Below are 20,559 nucleotides of genomic sequence, written 5' to 3'. Positions count from 1 at the left end.
TGAATAATTTTAGAATCATTCTATCCATTCTATTATTAGCACAAGGGCTTAACGGGAATCTCTTCATTTTTTTCGGATCCATCGGAAAGAACTGACCTGCATTAAACAAGCCTCTCACCGGTTTGTGAAGCTGTCGGAATGATTTATCACGTTCCCGCCTTCATTACTATCAATTTGTTATTGTATAATGATTATGAGGTGAGATTTTTGAGAGAACTCTTAGACGGTTCCGCTCAGCGGATCATTCGAATATTGGAAACCCTACTGGAGGAAGATGGATCAATGACTTTGGACCGTCTGGCCCTGACACTCAATGCCAGTCAGAGAACTCTGGCGGATGATTTGAACCTGCTTCAGGACCGTTGGGGTAACCTGCTCCATCTGGAAGTTACCCGAAAAAACGGGATTAGCCTGCATAATCACAATATTTCTGCCATCGGAGTCGTGTGCCGCGACCTGTTCAACGAATCTGTCGGATTGCGCTGGCTGCGTGAACTGCTGTTCCATCCCAGACAAACAATGGAAACCTATGAAAAACGACTATTTGTGAGCAATTCAACGCTCAGGCGACTGCTGCCCAGAATTCAGAATGTCCTTAGCCAAAAAGGAATGACTATCGCTCAGGAAAACGGGAAGTACTGGTTCGAGGGAACGAATGAGCAAAATCTCCGAGATTTTGCCGCCTCGTTCCTGCTGGAACTGAACGGTCTTGACCTGTCCAACTTCGATGTCTCCATGGATCTTGATGTACTTGAAAGCATTATACGCTCCCTGCAGGAGCGCAATACCGACCCGCAGCACCACGAAACCCTGGCTCAGGATGATGTGGTATTAGCTTATCAAATGATGTTCTATCTGATTTCATTGGTCCGGGAACGAACCGGTTTCAATGTCCCGTCCACCTACCCGGCAGTCAATGAACTCACCTCACAGCAGCTGAACTGCCTGGCCAAATTCTTTCCCGATGTCCGACCGGCTCAGCTGGCTCCGATCCATGAACATCTGAGGTCGTTCTTTCACGCCTTTCCCGATCCGAAAGAGCAAGCATATGTCCAGGACGTTATCGAGACTTTTCTCTCCGGCCTGCTTCGTGACCTGAGACTCACCCCACCCCCACCCATTCGTACCAGATTAAGCTTCATCATGCACAGCATCCTGTGTAACCTGAAAATGCGTCCCTATAAAACATCTGAACTGTTTGATCGAATCTGGTATTTTTCCGAAAACATCCAACGACAGAATCCTTTCCTTTACGATACCACTCACCATCATCTGGAACTGGCTGCCTGCCGGCTGAATCTGGACCTACCGCTGCGCATCGCCGATGTTCTTTTCTGGATTTGTCTGACCTATCCGGATATTACTGCTGCAGCGCCTCCGCTGCGCATTCTGCTTCTGAATGATCTTGGCAACAAACATGCCCGGTTTCTCGAGACCCTGGTTCGGTTCCAGCTCAAAAACCGCTCCAGTGAAATCATCATAGATGCTAATCCCAGCAAACTCCACCTTAATCCAGATGATTGCATGTCCTATGATCTTGTGCTGAGCACCTGCCCCGAACCTCCCCCTCATCCTCGTTGCCTGATTCTGAGCGACTATCCGCAGGATTCCGAATGGCATGCCCTGCATTCTCTGTTGCGTGAAGTCCCGGAACGGCAAGCCTTTCATCCGGAATTACCCTTAGCCTGATGCGCCCGTTAGTTAGACTTCAATTCTTGCATTCGCTGAACCGATCATCACTTCTCAAGGATCCAAAACCCACATCGCCTGGTTCAAGGGGGCGCATTCCATCCGGTTCAATCGATTATTCCAAGATAGCCCTTAATATGTTAGAAACAATAGATGCTCAAGCACTGTGGCACCATTTGCTCCCAAGGGACGGTGGGTGCTGCAGTGCTAAAGTTTTCCATTCTCCAAAGCATTGCCTGTTCTTAGGTCTTTTTTTGAACAAACCGCTTATCAGGTCCTGATCATTCTGTATCGGATCTTCAGTTTCATCAGACTTCTCTCCAATCGGATCTATGCTAGCCAGCGAAAGCCGGGACCATCGGCCCCGGCTTTCGGTTTGAATTGTGTTCTGTGATTCGGTCGGCTTATTTGGCTCCTGCCGCGTTCTGTCCGGCGATTCGGCCGAAGACGTTGATATCAGCCAGGGCATTGCCGCCCAGACGGTTGGTGCCGTGAATGCCGCCCGTGACTTCTCCGGCTGCGTACAGACCGGGGATGGCCTTGCCGTCCTGATCGAGCACATGAGCCTGAGCATCGATGGTGATGCCGCCCATGGTGTGGTGAACGGTCGGGACACGGGCTCCGGCATAGAACGGAGCGGTGTCGAGCTTTTTGTCGAACAGCGTCCGGCCGAACTCATCCTTGGCGCCGTCAACGGCCTTGTTGAAGTCCTCAACGGATTTCACGAAGGCAGCGGGATCCACGCCGATCTTTCCAGCCAGCTCTTCCAGGGTTTCGCCCTTGAAGGCGCGTCCGGCCGCGACCAGATCATCAATGGATTCGTTGAAGTTGTTGATGGTGTCGCCGGTGGGATAGGAGTTCTTGTCGACGATGACCCACATGTAGGAGTCCGTCTGTTCCATCAGCGCCTTGGTCATGACATCGCGCCGGGCCCCTTCATCCACAAACCGCTTGCCTTCCTTGTTGACGAAAATCCGGTTCTGCACGCCCTGCTCAATGTTGCCGCTGAGGGATCCGGTCTCCGGATCGCCCATGGGCAGAAGCTGAATGTATTCCATTCCGGTAAAGCCGGCATTGACCTTTTCCGCCATGGCGATTCCGTCGCCGGTGGCTCCGGTGTGGTTGGTGGTCTTGATGTTCGTCAGATCCGGCCACAAGGAAGTATTGTACTTGTTGCGCATTTCCACATTGGCACCAAATCCGCCGGTGGCGATGATGACGCCCTTGGAAGCCCTGACGGTGACCTTGCCGGTCTTGCCCTGAGCGATGACGCCAACGATCTTGCCGCCTTCCATGACCAGATCTTCGGCCTTGGTATCCAGCAGCACTTCGATGTCGGCCTTGTTCTTTTCGATGTAGTCCTCATAGGTCTGGACAAATCCGGTTCCCAGCGGTTTCTCTGGCTTGTGCGCCCGGCTCCACAGACCGCCCAGAACGGTAAAGATATAGTCTTTGAACAGCATGCCCTTGGCTTCCAGCCACTCGATGGTGGGATAGGTGTTTTCACACAGGACATCGATCAGCTCCGGATTGCCCTTTTTGTCTCCGCCCAGATAAGTCTGCAGCTTGTGCATGGAGGGGGAGTCAAACAGTGTGGTCTTCTTGGAATCCGTGAATTCCTTCCATTCCTGCTTCAGGGTTTCCTGCCAGGTTTTGACCTTGGCATCGTCAAAGGTCATTTCCAGAATGCCTTCCACCGTCTTTTTCTCCAGGTCAGTCATCGTCAGAGCTGCCTGGCGCTTGGGATCCGCCGCATTGTAGGCCGCTCCGGAAATGATGGTGTTTCCACCCAGTCGGGACATCTTTTCCAGAACAATGACTTTCGCGCCGTTTTCATGGGCTGACATGGCCGCCGATAAGCCGGCGCCGCCGCCGCCAATGATCACGACATCCGTCGTCTTCTCAACATCGCCGGTTGTCCCCCCGGGTCCGGCCGTCTTGTTCTTGAGAGCTTCAATGTCTGCGCCGGCACTGGTCAGGGCAGCCGTTACCGCTTCCAGGATTCCTTTGCTGGAGTAAGTCGCGCCGGACACCGCATCCACTTTCAGGGTTGTGCCGGACTTGATCAGCGCCACGATGCTCTCAATGGCCTTATCGCCGACACCCTCCGTCTCCGTCTGCTCCACCTTGATATCCGTAATCGCCGTCTCCGACAGCGTTACTTCCACCTTGATCGGTCCGTGGAAGCCTTCTGCTTCTCCCTTGTAAGTACCCGGCTTGAACTTAATCTCACCGGTTGGGGCGGTCGTTGCCGGCGGGGTGGTTGAGGGAGTAGTGGTCGCCACTGCTGTGGTAGTCGGTGCCGCTGTTCCAGCCGGTGTGGTGGTAGGTGGTGTTGTCGTACAAGCCGCCAGACCGGCGGTCATCAGACCAGCCACCATCAGGCTCATCATTCGCTTTTTCAGATTCATCTTCTTTCCTCCTTAACACGACCGAATATGATATTGTTTTCACGTATAATTATACATTTGTCATAACTTCAATTCAACGAAAAGACCTTATTTGATAAGTTATGTCAATGTTTTTTTCAGAACCTATTAAAAATTTAGCATCCCACTCTCATGAATACTATTGCATGCCCCAACCTCCATCCCTCCCCTCCATCCATAAGAATTCCGCCCGATGATTCGGTCCCTCCGTTCCGCGAATCGGTTCCCTGTGAACCAGATCCTTCGTTCCGTGAATCAGGAAAATGATGATAAATAAAAAAAGCACCCGGGTTGGGTGCTTTTTTCAGGGTGAATAGAATCAGTTGCCATTGATTCGACTTCGTACTAACAGAATAACAAATGGAGAACAAAGATTCGAGAGGTAAATGTAAATCTTTTGATAACATTTTGTTATATTTTTGTTAACGATAGGATTTAATCTTGATTTATCGTTGCTACGACTCACTTTTTCTTGATTTCAGTTCAAATGTTAATTTTTTATGAATGAGCGCTGCTCTTGCCGCTGGTGACGATGCCCACCTTGCCGTCCACGGTGATCATGGTGCCGTCCTTGAGGCGATGGGTGGCTTCGCGGGCAGCGTACACAATCGGGATCTCCATCTTCAGTACTTCGATGGTGACTTCCGGGCTGATGGATTCCGCTTCCACGACGACGCCTTCGGCTTCATGCAGATGGGGCAGGTAGTCTGGAATCAGATCATGGACGACCAGGATGGAACCCGCTTCTACGCGATTTTCCGCTTCCAGGGGAGAGTGCACGATGGTGGCAATGCCGGAGACCTGGCGCTTGATGGGCTCGAGCCCCTTGCCTTCCAGGAGGACATCCCCGATGATGTGGATCTTCATCATGTTGGTGGAGCCCTTGAAGTTAACCGGAATGCCGGCGGAAATGACAACCAGGTCGCCGTCCTGAACAAAGCCCTGAGCTTTGGCTGCGGCTGTCGTCTTTTCGATCAGTTCATCGGTGGATTCAAAGGTCTCGGATACGATGGGATAAACACCCCAGGTACAAGCCAACTTGCGGGCCACTGCTTCCACAGGGGTTACCGCAATGATGGTGGACTTGGGCCGGAACTTGGCAATGTTGCGGGCGGTTGAACCGCTGGTGGTTCCGGTAATGATGGCCTTGGTTTCCAGCTTGTTGGCGGTGGTGCAGACCGCGGCGGAAATGGCGGACTGAACTGTATTGGTCTGGTTTTTCAGCAGCTGGGTCAGCAGGTTATTGTAGTTGATCTGAGACTCAGTGGCCAGGGCGATATCCGTCATGGTCTGAACCGCTTCCACCGGCCATTCGCCGGAGGCAGTTTCGCCGGAGAGCATCACGGCGTCGGAGCCATCCATGATGGCGTTGGCGACGTCTGAAACCTCAGCCCGGGTCGGACGAGGATTCCGCACCATGGAGTCGAGCATCTGAGTGGCCGTGATCACCGGTTTTCCAGCCGCGTTGCATTTTTCAATGATCATTTTCTGGATCATGGGCACCCGCTCGATGGGAATTTCCACCCCCATGTCGCCACGTGCCACCATGATGCCGTCAGAGTACTTGATGATCTCATCAACGTTTTCCACGCCTTCTTCATTCTCGATCTTGGAATAGATGTGGATGTGGGAAGCATTCAGCTCATGGAGCACCTTGCGGATCTCCAGAACATCGGAGCCCTTGCGGATAAAAGAAGCGGCGATAATGTCCACGCCAAACTCCGCGCCAAAGGCCAGGTCTTTCTTGTCCTGTTCGGTCAGCGCCGGCAGATTGGTTTTGACACCGGGCAGATTCGAGCTTTTACGGTTGCTGATCTCTCCGGTGTTGCGCACAATGGTTTTCACCTCATTGCCGAAAATCGCAGTAACCTCCAGATCAACCAGACCGTCATTGAGCAGAATATGCTTGCCCGGTTCCATGACTTTGGCCAGATCCTTGTAGGTGACGGCAAAGCGGGTTTCATCCCCGAGGAAATCCTCACCGCCGACTACCGTAACTTCCGTGCCTTCCTGCAGGATCACCTTGCCGTTCTTGAAGTCCCGGGCCCGGATCTCCGGTCCCTTGGTGTCGAGAAGGATGGCGTAGTTGAGATGCTTCTCCCCGGCTACCTTGCGCACCCGCTCCATGGTGACGCGATGGGAGTCATGGTTGCCATGGGAAAAGTTATGGCGGGAAACATTCATCCCCGAATCAAACAATTTTCCGATCATTTCCTCGGAATCCGTTGCCGGTCCGATGGTGCAGACAATCTTGGTTTTTCTTAACATAGGTTCTCCTTCGCTTCTTAAGATATTTCCTGGGCGATGGTCAAAAGCTTCTCATCAAAGACATTCTCCATATCAAGGGCTTCGTGGATATCCATATCGATGATGTGATTATCCCGAATTCCGACGACCCGGCTGGTTTTCCCTTCCATCAGCAGTTCCACTGCCCGATGGCCGAACTTGGCCGCCAGGATGCGGTCCGCCGAAGAGGGCGCTCCGCCGCGCTGGATGTGACCCAGTACCGTGATCCGGGTCTCCAGACCCGTCACTTCCTCGATTTCTTCCGCCATTTCCTTGGCTCCGCCTACGCCCTCCGCCATGACGATGAGGTAGTGGTGCTTGTCCCGGGAACGCCCCTCCAGGATCAGCTTGACGACATCATTGACCGAATAAGGCTTCTCCGGAACGACCACCAGCTCGGCGCCGCCGGCAATGCCGGCATAAAGCGCGATGTCGCCGCAGTGCCGGCCCATGACCTCTACGATGGAACAACGCTCATGGGAGGCAGAGGTATCCTTCAGCTTGTTGATGGCTTCCACCACTGTATCCACGGCGGTGTCAAAGCCCAGGGTAAAGTCGGTGTAGGCCAGGTCATTGTCGATGGTTCCCGGAATGCCGATGGTATTGATGCCCAGTTCCGACAGCTTGGCCGCCCCGTGGAACGAGCCGTCGCCGCCGATCACTACCAGTCCTTCAATGCCGAAGATCCGCAGGACCTGAGCAGCCTTTTCCTGGACCGCCCGGTCCTTGAAGGTTTCCAGCCGAGCCGTCTTCAGGATCGTTCCGCCCTTGTGCACGATGTCCGAAACCGAGTTCCGGTCCATTGGCTTCAGCTCACCATTGATCAGTCCGTAAAAGCCCCGCTCCACGCCCATCACCTCGATGCCGTTGTGCAAAGCGGTCCGCACCACCGCGCGGATGGCAGCATTCATTCCGGGCGCATCGCCCCCGGAGGTCAAAATCGCTATTTTCTTCATTCGTTTTCCTTTCCTCTGTCAGCCGGCGGCCCCCGGCACCGGGCAGTTTTCCCGCCCCGATGTTCCTGAATGGTTATGCCGGATATTACCTCATATCAAGTTTATTGTATCGCATTCGAAGACCCCATCTCAACTGCAAAGGTGTTAACAATCCGCGGGCAAACGTCTTCATGGCATATCACGCAAAAATATTCTTTTGATCTTTCCAATATCACGCAATAAAATTCGTCCTTGTCCCCTCCAAAAAGAATAAAGCGGCCAACGCCGCCGATCATACCTTAGGTGTCCCTATGCTCTGGTGTTAATCAGAGCTTTTCTATTGTTCAAATGCCATTCCGATCCCGCTTATTATGATCTTCAACCTGCAACAGGAATCAACGTCAACCTGAAGGGATTGGTTATTGAGACTACTGATTTCAGGCCTATATTTTTAGCATGAAGGATAATTTTGACTCAGTTGACCGACTGAACATAAATCGAGTCCCCAGCCCGATTTCGGTATGGGAACTCGAATACAGGAAATAATCATCGTAAGTCCTACTTCAGGACTACATTGTCCTTGCCGATTTTCTTCTCCAGCAGCTCCAGAATATTGGTGTCAAGGTCCAGGCACTGCCGCTCGGGCAGCTGATAGCTTTGCTTTTCACTGGCGGCGTAGATAATCACCGGCGTCGAGCCCTGATGGGCTGTCAGCAGGGGGGATAATCCGGCCAGGATTGCCCTGGCTTCCGCTAAGTCATGGAAGCGCAGATAGAGCTTGCCCTGAGCTCCCTCCTTCCCTTCCTTCTTGCTTGGCCGGACCCGGCCCGGCTGAACGCCAGCCCTATCCGCTCCGGAAGCTGTCGGTGAGGCCAAGTCTTGGCCATTCACCGGCTGGCTGGTGCTCCTTTCTCCCTTTGCCGAACCCTCATTGACCGATCTGCCGTTGCCTGGACTGCCGTTGGCTGAGTTGCCATTGGTCGGGCGAGAACCGGCTGAAGGCCGGCTGCCCGGTTTCTCCGTGGGGGGCGTGCGCCGCTGACTGCGACCGTTGCCGAACCGGTCCAGATCCGGACGCATCTTGAACTGAGGCAGCTTGCCCTGCTCGATCAGGCTCATTTCCTCGGCAATGACCTTAGTATTCTCATCTTCCCGGACCTGGAGCCGGCCGGAGACGGCAATGACCAGATCCTCCTGGAGGAAGCTCTTAAGCAGGTCATACGTCTTGGGGAAGACAATCAGTTCGACTTCGCCGGTGGGATCCTCCAGGGTGGCGAAGGCCATCATGGCATTGTTCCGGGTGATCTTGCGGGTGATGGAAGTCAGGATGCCGCCCATGGTGACGCGCTGACCGTCGTGCAGCACCCGGTCCGAGGCCATCTGACTCTCGGCCTGCAGCGCCGCCTCGTCCCGGACATCATCCAGGAGGTCATTGGCGATGATGTCCTGGACGAAGATGGTGCACAGGGCATCCAGCTCCGCCGCGTATTCATCCAGGGGATGACCGGACAGATAGAGACCGGTCATTTCCTTTTCCATGAACAGCCGGTCCTTGAGCGGGAACTCCTCAATCTGAGGCAGGTTGATGGCAAAGCCGTCGATGTCTTCGGTGCCGTCCCCGGCTTCGGAGCCGAAGAAGGACATCTGGCCCTTGATCAGCCGCCGACGCTCACTGGAGAAGCTCTCCAGAATCCGCTCATAGACGGCCAGCAGGCGGGACCGCTCTACTCCCATGGAATCGAACGCCCCGGCTTTGATCATGCACTCGCAGGCCCGCTTGTTCAAGCCGGCTTCATCCAGCTTGCTCATAAAATCATGGAAGGAAGTAAACTGCCCCTTCTTCTCCCGGGTCTGGATGATGGACTCAATGACGGAAAATCCAAGGTTCTTGATTCCGGCCAGACCGAAACGGATTTTATTGCCGCTGACGGTGAAGCGGGCACCGGACTCGTTGATGTCCGGCGGCAGCAGCTCGATGCCGATGGACTTGGCGTAGCGGATATAGAAGCTGGCCTTTTCCGCCGAGCCGATGAAGGAATTGAGCATGGCGGCGATGAATTCCACCGGGTAGTAGCGCATCAGGTAGGCCGTCTGGTAGCCGATGACGGCATAGGCGGCGGCATGAGCTTTGTTGAAGGCATAGGAGGCGAAGTAGGACATCTGATCAAAGATCTTCTGTGCGGCCTCGTCGGAAATGCCGTTGCGCCGGGTTCCCGGTACAATCACCCGGCCGTCTTCCACAATGCCCTCAATGAAGTTCTTGCGCTCCTGTTCCATAACATCGTGCTTCTTCTTGCTCATGGCCCGGCGCACCAGATCCGCCCGGCCCAGCGAATAGCCGGCCAGATCCTGAACGATCTGCATGACCTGTTCCTGGTAGACCATGACGCCGTAGGTGACATCGAGGATATGCTCCAGCTCCGGCGTCAGGTAGCTGACCTTATCCGGATTCTTCTTGCTCTCGATGTAGCGCGGAATTTCAGACATCGGACCCGGCCGGTACAGGGATATTCCGGCGATGATGTCCTCCAGGCTCTCCGGCTTGAGTTCTTTCATAAAGGAAGTCATGCCGGCAGATTCCAGCTGGAATACTCCGACCGTCCGACCTTCCCCGATCATGTCATAGACCTTGGGATCGTCAAAGGGCAGCGCATCGACCTGGACCTGGATGCCGCGGTTTTGCCGGATCATGGTCACGGCATCCTGCATGACGGTGAGGGTGCGCAGCCCCAGAAAGTCCATCTTGAGCAGTCCCAGTTCCTCCAGGGTGCCCATGGGGAACTGGGTGACAATGGCTTCCTCGTTGCGCTGCAGCGGGACATACTCCACCAGGGGGCGGCCGGAAATCACGACGCCGGCGGCATGAGTGGAGGAATGGCGCGGCAGGCCTTCCAGGCGCAGGGCAATGTTGATCAGCTCCGTCACCCGGGGGTCGGTCTCATAGGCATTCTTAAGCTCCGGATTCATCTCCAGCGCCTTCTCAATGGTAATGCCCAGAACGGTGGGGATCATCTTGGCAATCTGGTCCACCTCGCCGTAGGGATACATCATGGCGCGGCCGACATCCCGGATGCAGGCCCGGGCCGCCATGGTCCCAAAGGTTATAATTTGGGCCACGTTGTCCTTGCCGTACTTGTCCACCACGTAGTCAATGACTTCCTGGCGCCGTTCATAGCAGAAGTCCGAGTCAATATCGGGCATGGAGATCCGCTCCGGGTTCAGAAAGCGTTCAAAGATGAGATTGTACCGGATCGGATCGATCTTGGTAATATTCAGGGTATAGGCGATGATGGACGCGGCGGCCGAGCCCCGGCCGGCGCCGGTGGCGATGCCGTGGTCATCGGCAAATTTGATGAAATCCCAGACAATCAGGAAATAGTCGACATAGCCCATCCGCTCGAGAATCCCCAGCTCATAGGCCAGCCGCTCAATCAGAATCCGGCTGTTGCCCGAATCCAGGGCATCCATCCGGGCCATGACCGCTTCCGACATCGGCAGATCCCGGAACTCGGCAAACACCGGATACTTGCGGGTCAGGCCCTCATAGCAGCGCTGCTTGAGATACCGGGCATGGTCCGTCCCCTCCGGCAGGTCAAAGGCCGGAAGCCGGGACACATGGAACTGGTAGTCAAACTGACACTGCTGGGCGATCTTCACCGTATTTTCCAACGCTTCGGGCACATGGGCAAACAGCTCCCACATCTGCTGCGGACTCTTGAGATAGAACTCCGGCGACGGATACTTCATCCGGTCCGACTCATCCACGGCGGCCGCGGTCTGAATGCACAAGAGGACATCATGGCTGCGATGGTCATCCCGGGCCAGATAGTGCACGTCGTTGGTAGCCACCAGCGGGATGTCCAGTTCGCGGGCCAGTTCGATGTTCAGGGCATTTACCTTTTTCTGCTCGGCCAGGCCGTGGTCCTGCAGCTCCAGATAGAAGCCGTCCCGGAACGCATCCCGGTAGAAGATTGCCGCGGCGCGGGCCTTCTCCGGGAAGCCGTGATTCAGATTCTCCTGAACCTCACCGCCCAGGCAGGCAGACAGGGCAATCAGGCCCTCACTGTGACGGGCTAGAAAGGCGTGGTCCACCCGGGGCTTATAGTAGAAGCCCCGGATCGAGGCCTCACTGACAATGCGCATCAGATTCTGGTAGCCCGTTTCGTTCTTGACCAAAAGCACCAGATGATGAATGGTGTTGTTGGCCAGGGTGCGATCCTCCATATTGCCTGAACAGACATAGATTTCCGAACCGATGATGGGCCGGATGCCTTCCCGCTGACAGGCCTTGTAGAACTCCACCGTACCGTACATGGTTCCATGGTCGGTGATGGCCAGCGCCGGCATGCCCAGTTCCCTGGCCCGGGCCACCATTTCCGGAATCTTTCCCGAGCCGTCGAGCAAAGAAAACTCGGTATGGGCGTGCAGATGCACAAAGGGATATTGTTTTTCAGTTGGTTGTTGGTTATTCAGAATCTCAGTCATATCAGTCTCTTTCTCGCAACCCGGTTGCGTGGTCGGACGGGGAAGTCACGTCTTGTCCTACTATTTTACCATCATTCCCGCCCAAGGGGAAAACCTTCCGATTTCAGTCCGAAAAGCAGCAGACACGACTCGTCCTGGAAGGTATCGCCAGCTTTTCCTCCCCCGACTGCGGATCCCGACCTCTCCTTGAGAATGCCAGAGCTTGAAGTCTGTATTCTCGGTTTGAAATCCTCCTGCACCAGGACCAATCTGGATTCCCAAATGTACCTCCTGTCTGCGCAACATGGTAAGATATGAATATCAGGAATCGCTGCGGCGATGGAATTCAAAGAAAAAAAGTACCCAAAGCATGTCTTGTTGTTTCCTCTGAACTTAATATTAAGCGGAAAAAGAATGATCCGAGTATGATCCGAAATTGATCCGAGTATGATCCGAAAATGATCTGCGAATGATTTGAGAATGATCTGAGAATAAGCAGAATGAAGACCATCGAATCCATCTCATTGACCGGGGTGATAAAAAATGAACGTGAAAGATACCGCCAGACGCTGGGGACGAAGCGAGAAGGTCGTTCGAACGTACTGCCAGGAAGGCATTGTTCCGAGCGCGGAGAAAAAAGGCAGGTTCTGGGACATTCCACAGAACGCGCCGGCACCGCCTTTAACCAGACACGGGCTGGTGCTGCTGCTCGAGAGCATCCTGCTCCAGGCTGACGGAGCCGCTGTGAATGTCCGTCGGATCGGTTATCCAGAAATCGAGGTGGTCCTGGGCTACCGCTATCTGTCGGATCAGCTCTTTATTTCCGGATTCAGCGAAACGGAGCCCATTGAAAAGGCTCTGGCACAGGCAAAGTGCACCCAACGCGGACGAAAGCTCATTGCCGCACACGAGGAGTCGAAAAATAAGGGCAGGAAAATGATCGCGGGTGAAATCGGAATTAACGCGGGCAAGCCGCATATCCTCGGAAAGTTTGAGAAAGACGATTCCTAAGACACTCAGACAATTCAGATCCCCGAGAAATGGGAAGATTAAGAAAAGTCCTGGACATTGTCCGGGACTTTTTTGAATGAGCTGTTTTATGAGGATGACATCGAAATTTCAACCGAATTCCTCAAATCACCACAAAGTTCAATAATCCTCGCGTATCTGTTTTTGGGTCACGATTGATCAACGGATGCCTGTTGTTTTGTCTCAGGTAAGGACGCGGGCTGATCTCCGATCAGCTGGTAAAATCGGCAGCGGCTGATTTGGCCAGCAGGGGCCGGATGTGTGCCAGAACCTGGTTCTGGTGATAGTCACAGATCTGGTAGGCTTCCATTTCTTCCCGGGAATCAAACCGGGTGATGAGGATGACATCGAAATTTCGGTCGGATTCGACTTCATTGATTCCGACTTCAATGTCCCGCAGTTCCGGAATCCGGCCCTCCATGGAGCGCAGAATTTCAGCCAGGCGCGGGATATCCTGGCGGTCCTTGACATTCATCATGACGACATGAGTAAACATAGCATTTCCTCCTGCAGGATGGATTTGGTTCGACAAGGGTTTAGTGGACGGCTGATACCATGCCCAGGGCGACGCACTCACTGTCGCTGTTCATGACGCGGACCTCCACCTTGGAATGGCTTTTGGAGGTAAAGACCAGCTCCAGCTCGACGCTGAAATAATGCTCAGGCTGAATTGGTTTGATGATGTTCATGCTGATGTTGTCGATCTCGGTGTAGAGATTGCGGTTCTTCAGGATGATGGAGGAACATTTGACCATGATCATGGATAGCAGACTGCGGGACAGGGTCCCCAGGGGATCCAGCATTTCGCCGGTGACCCGGCCGGAGAAGATGAACTTGCCGTTCTTTTCCTCATAGCTGAAGTGCTCGATGATGCGGTCCTCCAGGGATTCCACGGTCTTGTGGGACATCCAGCGTTCCTTCAGCCCCTTGAGCACGTCGCCCCGGGAGATGATGCCCAGGAATTTGTCCCCTTCGGTGACCGGAATCTGTTCCACATCTTCCCATTCCATGATATGGGCGGCATAGGCCACCGTCGTTCTGGGATTGACCTGAACCGGCTTTTTCATGTACTTGCTCAGGGGTTCCGCGCCGTCCTTTCCCAGGACATCGCGGGGAGTAATCATTCCCACCACTTTGCCCTTTTCATCCACCACCGGGAACCGGTCAAAGCCGGTTTCTTCCGCCCGGCGCTTCCAGTCGTTCACTGTCTCGTAGTCATTGAGGGAGACCGGCGCGGTCTTCATGATGTCGGACACATAGAGAATGCGCTGCCGGATCAGGTTCTGGGACAGAGCCTTGTTGATCAGTGCGGCGATGGTATAGGTATCATAGCTGGAAGAAATGACCGGAATGGACAGACGGTCTGCCATTTCCCGGATCTTCTCGGTGCAGCCGAAGCCGCCGGAGATCAGGACACCGTTTTCGTTCTTCAGGGCCATATTCTGCGCCGCTTCGCGGTTACCCACAATCAGGATGCCACCAGGTGTGATGTATTTTTTCATCGCGTCGAGCTCCATGGCTCCGATGACGAACTTATAGATCGGCTTTTCAATGCCGGCTTCTCCCCCCAGGAGCTCGCCGTCCACGATCTTGAGAACTTCTTCGTAGGTCAGATTCTTGATCTTCTTTTCCTTGGGCGATTCCACCCGGACGGTGCCCGCCCGGGGCAGGGTCTTGAGGTAGCCTTCCTCTTCGCATTCCTTGATGGCCTTGTAGGCCGTTCCTTCGGAGATCCCCAGCTCCGAAGCGATGGAACGAACCGAGATCTTTCGACCGATCTCCAGGTTCTTAATATGATTCACCACGAGATGAACTTTTGCCATTGATTTCCCCTATCCTTTCGATTTCCTCTTACCCTTCGATCTCTTGAGCGATGGTTTCTATTTTTCTCAGGCGATGATTGACGCCGGATTTCCCCACCGGCGGTTCCATCATTTCACCCAGTTCCTGCAATGTGGCATCGGGATAATTGACCCGCAGCTCCGCGACCTGGCGCAGAATATCCGGCAGCCGGTCCAGTCCGATGGTGCGCTGGATCAGCCGAATGGCATCCATCTGCCGCACCGCGGCATTCACCGTCTTGCTCAGATTGGCTGTCTCGCAGTTCACCAGACGGTTGACGTTGTTGCGCATCCCCTTCATGATCCGGATGTTCTCCGTTTCCAGCAGCGCTTGATGGGCGCCCATGACATTGAGCAGATCCACGATCTGTTCGCCTTCCTTGAGATAGACCACGTAGCTGCCCTTGCGGCTGATCACTTTGGCGGTCAGGTCATAGGAAGCCAGAAGGCGGACCAGCTCACTGCCGTAGTGCTCCGAATGGGTGACAAATTCCAGATGGTACTGTTTCTCCGGATTGGAGATGGAACCGGAACCTAGGAACGCGCCTCTCAAATAGGCCCGCTTCAGGGTATCGGTGCGGATCCAGCGTGCCGGAATGGAATCATCGATCATCAAATGCTGGCCCTGTGTGGACAGGATGCCGGTTTCAAACAGCAGTTCCTTCAGATCCTTCACCTCATCAAAGCTGATGAAATAGAGGTTTTTCTTTTTCATGGTCGCCCCCCGGCTGACCATGACCTGAACGGCCGGATCCACCAGTACTTTCAGCTGCCGGGTTAAAAACCGGGCAGTACCGGCATTCTCCGTCGCAATGCGGAAACCGATTCCCTTCCCCGGCAGAAGCGACATCGTGCCGGATACTTTCATCACGGCAGACAACAGGGCCATGAATTCCGGCCGGGCCATATCCAGCTGCTGGATGATTTCTGATTTGACTTTCGCCGAATAGGACATTCGCTTCTCTCCTTCCTTTGGAATTGTTACAGCTTGCGCTGATTCCGAATAATACAGACTCACCACAATTATAACAGATTTTGTGCTTTTTTTAGCAAATAATGCGGGTGCTGTGTCACAAAAACTTCAAGCATTTCGCAAAAAAACAGATGCATTCACAGCCCCTGGCTTCATTTTTCCATGTTCGGCCCGAAAATAGTACACCCGTCGGCCTTGCCGCTCAGGCCGTTGCTCCGGCAATGGCTGGCGCACAAACAGAATGGCACAGAATCCCTGTACATCAGAAAGCAGTGCCCCAATAGAGCAAAGGCAAGCCGGGCGGCCTGCCTTTGCGGTGGATTGATTCAATTTAACGTTCGAATCTATTCCCTGGATTCGGCATGATCATCACTCTGCAGCCGGACGATCTTGCGGGCTTCGGCTTTCACCATTTCCTCTTCCAGGAGCTTCTTCTCATTGGCCAGCAGATAGCCCAGGGCCGTGAGGGAATGCTTCAGCTCATTGTCCTGCATGATGGTGTGGAACAGGGTATTGGCCAGTTTTTGGGGATCATGCCGAATCTGACGGCCAATCACCTTGAGGAGATCGGCTTCTACGATTTGAACGCCCAACGCCTCCACTTCCCCGCGATTCAGGGTAACTTCCTTGGCGCCGCTGTCCATATAGTTTTTGATCGCAACAGCATCTGACAGGGGCTGATTGTTGACCACCACATAGTCGATGGTTCCGATGTCGGAATGCTCCAGAATCTTCTTCAGGTGATCTGCCACCGTCAGTCCGTCGGTCTCTCCGGGCTGTGTCATGATGTTGCTGACATAGAACACAATGGCATCCGATTCCCGGATCGCCCGGGCCACTTCCCGGATCAGCAGATTGGGCATGACGCTGGTAAAGAGCGAACCGGGTCCCAGAATGATGGCCTGCGCCTCCCGGATGGCGGAAACTACGCTCTGGGGAGTCCTGGCATCTTCCGGGTGGATGGACAGACGGTCAATGGGATTGTCCGCGGTCACCGCGTGACCGATATTGGATTCGCCCTCAATCATGGTGCCGTCCGTCATGCGGGCAGTCAGGCGCAGGTCTTCCAAGGTCACCGGCAGCACCTTGCCGGTGATGGCCAGGACCTCCGACATCTTGCCGACCGCGTCCTCGAAGTCCTCGGACATGCCGTTCATGGCTGCCAGAAACAGGTTGCCGAAGCTCTGCCCCTTCAGGGTTCCTTCCTGGAAGCGGTACTGCAGCAGTTCTTCCATGACTGAGTCGGTGTTGGCCAGCGCCACCAGGCAGTTGCGGATGTCGCCCGGAGGCAGCATGCCCATTTCGGTGCGCAGCGTCCCCGACCCCCCGCCGTCGTCGCCGACGGTGACGATGGCGGTCAGATTGCTGGTATAGTATTTCAGGCCGCGGAGCATTGTGGACAGGCCGGTTCCCCCGCCAATGGCCACAATCTTCGGACCTTTCGTCTGCATTTTCTTCTCATAGAACAGGTTGTTGATTTCCCGGGAATCCAGATTGACATGGAACATGCCCTCCCGCACCAGCTTGACGAAGTTTTTCATCCCCTCATTCACGCTGATATAGATGATCAGAAGACCCGAGAAAATCAGAAAGCCAAAGTAGATCATGTAGCTTCTGGAAAAAAAGCGGTTGTCCAGGATCTCCGTGATCCCCAGAATCACAAGCAGGAAGCCAAGGGTGGCAAACAGCACCCAGCGCTTCAGCCCCATGCCGAACCGGGTCAGGTCCTTCAATGTTTTGATGATCAAGTTGTTCACCTCTTACAGCCGGTGTTTACGGGCCACGTCTTCCTCCGAGTCGCGATGGAACGAGGCAGCATGGAAACCCTGATAGCGCAGCTGGCGCGTGATTTCTTCGGTGATGGCGACGCTGCGATGGCGTCCACCGGTACAGCCGATCCCCACGATGAGCTGCTTCTTCCCTTCCAGAATATAATGGGGAATCAGGAACTTCAGCATATCCAGCACCTTGGTCATGAATTCCTTTGTCACATCATTGCCCAGGACAAACTGGCGCACGGGCTCATCCTGTCCCGACAGCGGACGCAGTTCATCAATGTAAAATGGATTTTCGATAAAGCGCACGTCAAAGATCAGGTCGGCATCCACCGGCACGCCGTACTTGAAGCCGAAGGATACCACGTTGATATTGAGGCTTTCCGAAGCCTCCTGCATAACATAGCGGTTCTTGATCTTCTCCTGGAATTTGCGCAGGGGCAGGCCGGTGGTATCAATGATGAAATCCGCCCGGTCCTTGATGGGCTGCAGAATTTCCCGTTCCTTCTGAATGCCGTTGAGCAGACGCTCCCGGGAAGAGAGCGGGTGCACCCGCCGGGTTTCCTTGAAGCGAGTGACGATCTCTTCATCTTCGGCGTCCAGGAACAGAATCTCAAAGGCGATGTTCTTGGCTGCCAGATCATCGATGGATTCATCGATGCCATGGAAAAACTGGCCGGACCGGATGTCCATCACCAGTGCCGCATCCGTGATTTTACCCTCAGCCGAAGTCAGGACATCGATGAACTTTCCCAGCAGATTGGGAGGCAGGTTGTCCACCACATAATAGCCCAGGTCCTCAAATACCTTGACAGCCTGGCTTTTTCCTGCACCGGACATTCCGGTGATGATGACGATTTTCATTCGGTTTACCTCCCATGATTTTTCTCCCTTCATTATATCAGAAGAAGAGACCGCTGATTTGCGGGCATCCGGCAATAGTCCTGAGGATCTGGCATGGTACACTCTGAAATTCAGATTTTGTCAGTTTTTTCCATCTCCAGGCTGAACGTTGAACGCTGGTGGTTGTAGGATACAATCTCTGGCCGTCTCCAAGCCTCCAAGTGGAAGCTGGACCTTTAATTTTGTCGTTAGTGTAAAGTTACTGTAGGTCGAAAATGAAAGAGAATAAGCCCAAGTGCTAGAATGTTAGTAACAACCAAAAACAAACTACACGAAAGGACTTATTCTCATGCCTATCTTAACAGATTTCAACTCAATGTTCACCTCTCTCAGACAAGGTTTTGATTCAAGAATGGCAAGCGGTACCCTCACCATGGATCAGGTGGTCCAGGAGACTCACGAGCTGACGGATCGGATTGCCCGTGAGCAGATCCAGGATTATGTTCAGGTACTCGATGAGCGCCTGAGGAACTCACAGTTACGGAAAAAAGACTACACCATCGAACGGCGCTATCAAACAAAAACCATCGCTACTACAGCCGGACCTGTGGTCTTTGGCCGGACGTACTTTCGGGATAAAAAGACCAATCACCATGTGTGTCTGGTGGATCGTCTTCTGGGCCTTGAGCCCCATCAGAGAATCAGCCGGGAACTAGCCTCGTGTCTTCTCTCCAGTGCTAAAGATATTTCTTACCAGGGGACGGTGGAGCGCTATGCAAGCAGCGGAATTACCAGCCGCACTACGGTAATGAATCTGGTCCATCGACTGGGGAACATTGAGTCTTCTGAGGGACCCCTGCCTCAGAAAAAAGTGGCATCTCGGATCTATATTGAGGCCGATGAGGATCATGTAGCTATGCAGGACGGTTCCAATCAGCAGATGCGGCTGATCTACGTCCATGAGGGGCAGCAGAGTGTCGGGAAGAGACGCAAGGCCTTAATGGGTGTACGTCGATTTGCAGGCTTCTACAAGGGCAACTCGGATGAACTGTGGTACGAAGTGTTCGATTACCTGAACTCGGCTTATGAAGTGGATAAGATCGAGGAAATCTCCTTATCAGGGGATGGGGCGTCCTGGATCAAGATGGGTGCCCAGATTCTGCCTCGATGCAAGCTCTATCTGGATAAGTTCCACCTGGAAAAGGCCCTGCGCCAGGCGGCAACGCCGATTGATTCCTACAAAGGGACAAAGGATGAATATTACTGGTACCTCAAAGACGCCATCAGCATGGACTCCCTTGAGGACATCAACACATTCTTCGAATCAGCAGCGGGATTGCCGCTTAAAAAGACCCAGGAAAAGAAGTTAGGCGAGATGCAAACCTATCTTGTGTCCAACTGGGAATCGATCCAGAACGCGGCCAAGTCGGGCTATCAGGGCTGCAGTGCGGAAGGGCATGTCAGTCATGTGCTTTCCTCACGGTTATCTTCACGCCCGATGGGGTGGAGCACAGTAGGTGCTGAGAATATAGCGCGCATGCGAGTTTTCGTCCTCAATGGCGGGGATCTCATGGGCTACTTCGCTGCCAAAGAGAAAGAAAAGAAGAAGGAAGCCCGACTTTTGAGGCTGGAAAAACGGATCGTGAAGAAGAGCCGGGTCTACCCAGTAAAACAAGGTTCAATCAGCTATGCAACGCCTCATTTTGGGTGGTATAAATCGTAAAACCCGGGCTACCTGGAATCCGCACGGCAGGCCTATTCAATTTTTGAACCGAAAGTAAGTTGACACTATCAATTTTGTCTTGGATGGTTGGCACTATGACATAGTGACTGTAAAATAATAAAGTGGCAGAACTCCCTTCTAGGAAGTTCTCATACTCTGAAAATATTGGGAGGGGATTCTTATTAAAAAATATAAAGTCACAAGAATTATAAAAAACTATTTATCGATTGGAACGATATTTATAGCAATTTCAGCATGGCAAGGAGGATTTGCTCCTGTTGTAGTATACTCAGCTATTTCACTATTGGTTATTTTAAAATTAAAAAAACTAGAAGGTAATATTATTGATTTAGATTCGAATAAGTAACTAGTACAAATAATCATTTGCTGCATTTGAGAAATGTTTATAAAGGTATAAAATTGAAATCACATCACAATCGCTAAATTTTATGCAAAATAATATTCCAACTCCGTTAATAGAGTTGGAATATTATTATTTTATATCCAGTGTAAGAATAGCTGCCCAAATAACCAGTATGATTGTTATACTTGTAAGCTTCCAAGTTTGTTTT

General features: G+C 53.2%; 12 protein-coding genes. 3 read left to right on the top strand and 9 right to left on the bottom strand.

All coding sequences use genetic code 11. From position 1 onward, the window contains the following. Positions 1 to 207 precede the first annotated feature (207 nt). Positions 208 to 1,689 (top strand): helix-turn-helix domain-containing protein, encoded by a 1,482-nt coding sequence (locus NQU17_00355; protein ID UUM12049.1) that lies wholly within the window; start codon positions 208 to 210, stop codon positions 1,687 to 1,689. A 404-nt stretch (positions 1,690 to 2,093) separates the two neighbouring features. On the opposite strand, the gene NQU17_00350 is transcribed toward NQU17_00355, so the two are convergent. The 4 genes from NQU17_00350 to NQU17_00335 all read right to left on the bottom strand — a co-directional run bounded on the left by NQU17_00350 (position 2,094) and on the right by NQU17_00335 (position 11,824). Then, positions 2,094 to 4,100, bottom strand: a complete 2,007-nt coding sequence (locus NQU17_00350; GenBank protein ID UUM12048.1) for a flavocytochrome c — start codon at positions 4,098 to 4,100, stop codon at positions 2,094 to 2,096. Between the two features lie 516 nt (positions 4,101 to 4,616). After that, complete coding sequence (gene pyk, locus NQU17_00345) at positions 4,617 to 6,386, bottom strand: pyruvate kinase (GenBank protein ID UUM12047.1); 1,770 nt, start codon at positions 6,384 to 6,386, stop codon at positions 4,617 to 4,619. Positions 6,387 to 6,403: 17 nt separating this feature from the next. Continuing rightward, a complete protein-coding gene (pfkA, locus tag NQU17_00340) occupies positions 6,404 to 7,360 on the bottom strand; it encodes a 6-phosphofructokinase (protein UUM12046.1) in 957 nt (318 codons plus the stop codon). Between the two features lie 537 nt (positions 7,361 to 7,897). Then, positions 7,898 to 11,824 carry a DNA polymerase III subunit alpha gene (locus NQU17_00335; protein ID UUM12045.1) on the bottom strand — a complete coding sequence of 1,309 codons (3,927 nt, stop codon included), beginning with the start codon at positions 11,822 to 11,824 and terminating at the stop codon, positions 7,898 to 7,900. 522 nt (positions 11,825 to 12,346) lie between these two features. Here NQU17_00335 and NQU17_00330 point away from each other — a divergent pair. Then, a complete protein-coding gene (locus NQU17_00330) occupies positions 12,347 to 12,814 on the top strand; it encodes a hypothetical protein (protein ID UUM12044.1) in 468 nt (155 codons plus the stop codon). A gap of 229 nt (positions 12,815 to 13,043) precedes the next feature. On the opposite strand, the gene NQU17_00325 is transcribed toward NQU17_00330, so the two are convergent. The 5 genes from NQU17_00325 to rapZ form a co-directional block, all read right to left on the bottom strand. After that, on the bottom strand, positions 13,044 to 13,328 hold the full coding sequence (locus tag NQU17_00325) for a Dabb family protein (GenBank protein UUM12043.1): 285 nt from the start codon (positions 13,326 to 13,328) through the stop codon (positions 13,044 to 13,046). 40 nt (positions 13,329 to 13,368) lie between these two features. Next, positions 13,369 to 14,655, bottom strand: a complete 1,287-nt coding sequence (locus NQU17_00320) for a DRTGG domain-containing protein (GenBank protein ID UUM12042.1) — start codon at positions 14,653 to 14,655, stop codon at positions 13,369 to 13,371. 28 nt (positions 14,656 to 14,683) lie between these two features. Further along, positions 14,684 to 15,628 carry a DNA-binding protein WhiA gene (gene whiA / locus NQU17_00315; protein UUM12041.1) on the bottom strand — a complete coding sequence of 315 codons (945 nt, stop codon included), beginning with the start codon at positions 15,626 to 15,628 and terminating at the stop codon, positions 14,684 to 14,686. Positions 15,629 to 15,990: 362 nt separating this feature from the next. Next, positions 15,991 to 17,394: a YvcK family protein gene (locus tag NQU17_00310; protein UUM12040.1), complete on the bottom strand. Its 1,404-nt coding sequence runs from the start codon at positions 17,392 to 17,394 to the stop codon at positions 15,991 to 15,993. A 12-nt stretch (positions 17,395 to 17,406) separates the two neighbouring features. Continuing rightward, on the bottom strand, positions 17,407 to 18,285 hold the full coding sequence (rapZ, locus tag NQU17_00305) for an RNase adapter RapZ (protein ID UUM12039.1): 879 nt from the start codon (positions 18,283 to 18,285) through the stop codon (positions 17,407 to 17,409). Between the two features lie 328 nt (positions 18,286 to 18,613). Here rapZ and NQU17_00300 point away from each other — a divergent pair, with 328 nt between their 5' ends. Beyond that, entirely contained in the window at positions 18,614 to 19,987 is a 1,374-nt protein-coding gene (locus NQU17_00300) for an ISLre2 family transposase (protein UUM12038.1), read from the top strand. Positions 19,988 to 20,559 lie beyond the last annotated feature (572 nt).

It is taken from the genome of Clostridiaceae bacterium HFYG-1003 (genome assembly GCA_024579835.1).
Taxonomy (GTDB): domain Bacteria; phylum Bacillota; class Clostridia; order Clostridiales; family Clostridiaceae; genus JG1575.
Note: the sequence above shows the minus strand (reverse complement) of the source record. Positions and strands in the feature narration are given on the sequence as shown.

What these genes read in the sequence shown, in the direction of transcription:
- whiA (UUM12041.1), bottom strand. Translation starts at nt 15,628, where the DNA reads ATGTCCTATTCGGCGAAAGTCAAATCAGAAATCATCCAGCAGCTGGAT.
- rapZ (UUM12039.1), bottom strand. Translation starts at nt 18,285, where the DNA reads ATGAAAATCGTCATCATCACCGGAATGTCCGGTGCAGGAAAAAGCCAG.
- NQU17_00320 (UUM12042.1), bottom strand. Translation starts at nt 14,655, where the DNA reads ATGGCAAAAGTTCATCTCGTGGTGAATCATATTAAGAACCTGGAGATC.
- NQU17_00350 (UUM12048.1), bottom strand. Translation starts at nt 4,100, where the DNA reads ATGAATCTGAAAAAGCGAATGATGAGCCTGATGGTGGCTGGTCTGATG.
- pfkA (UUM12046.1), bottom strand. Translation starts at nt 7,360, where the DNA reads ATGAAGAAAATAGCGATTTTGACCTCCGGGGGCGATGCGCCCGGAATG.
- NQU17_00300 (UUM12038.1), top strand. Translation starts at nt 18,614, where the DNA reads ATGCCTATCTTAACAGATTTCAACTCAATGTTCACCTCTCTCAGACAA.
- pyk (UUM12047.1), bottom strand. Translation starts at nt 6,386, where the DNA reads ATGTTAAGAAAAACCAAGATTGTCTGCACCATCGGACCGGCAACGGAT.
- NQU17_00335 (UUM12045.1), bottom strand. Translation starts at nt 11,824, where the DNA reads ATGACTGAGATTCTGAATAACCAACAACCAACTGAAAAACAATATCCC.
- NQU17_00325 (UUM12043.1), bottom strand. Translation starts at nt 13,328, where the DNA reads ATGTTTACTCATGTCGTCATGATGAATGTCAAGGACCGCCAGGATATC.
- NQU17_00330 (UUM12044.1), top strand. Translation starts at nt 12,347, where the DNA reads ATGAACGTGAAAGATACCGCCAGACGCTGGGGACGAAGCGAGAAGGTC.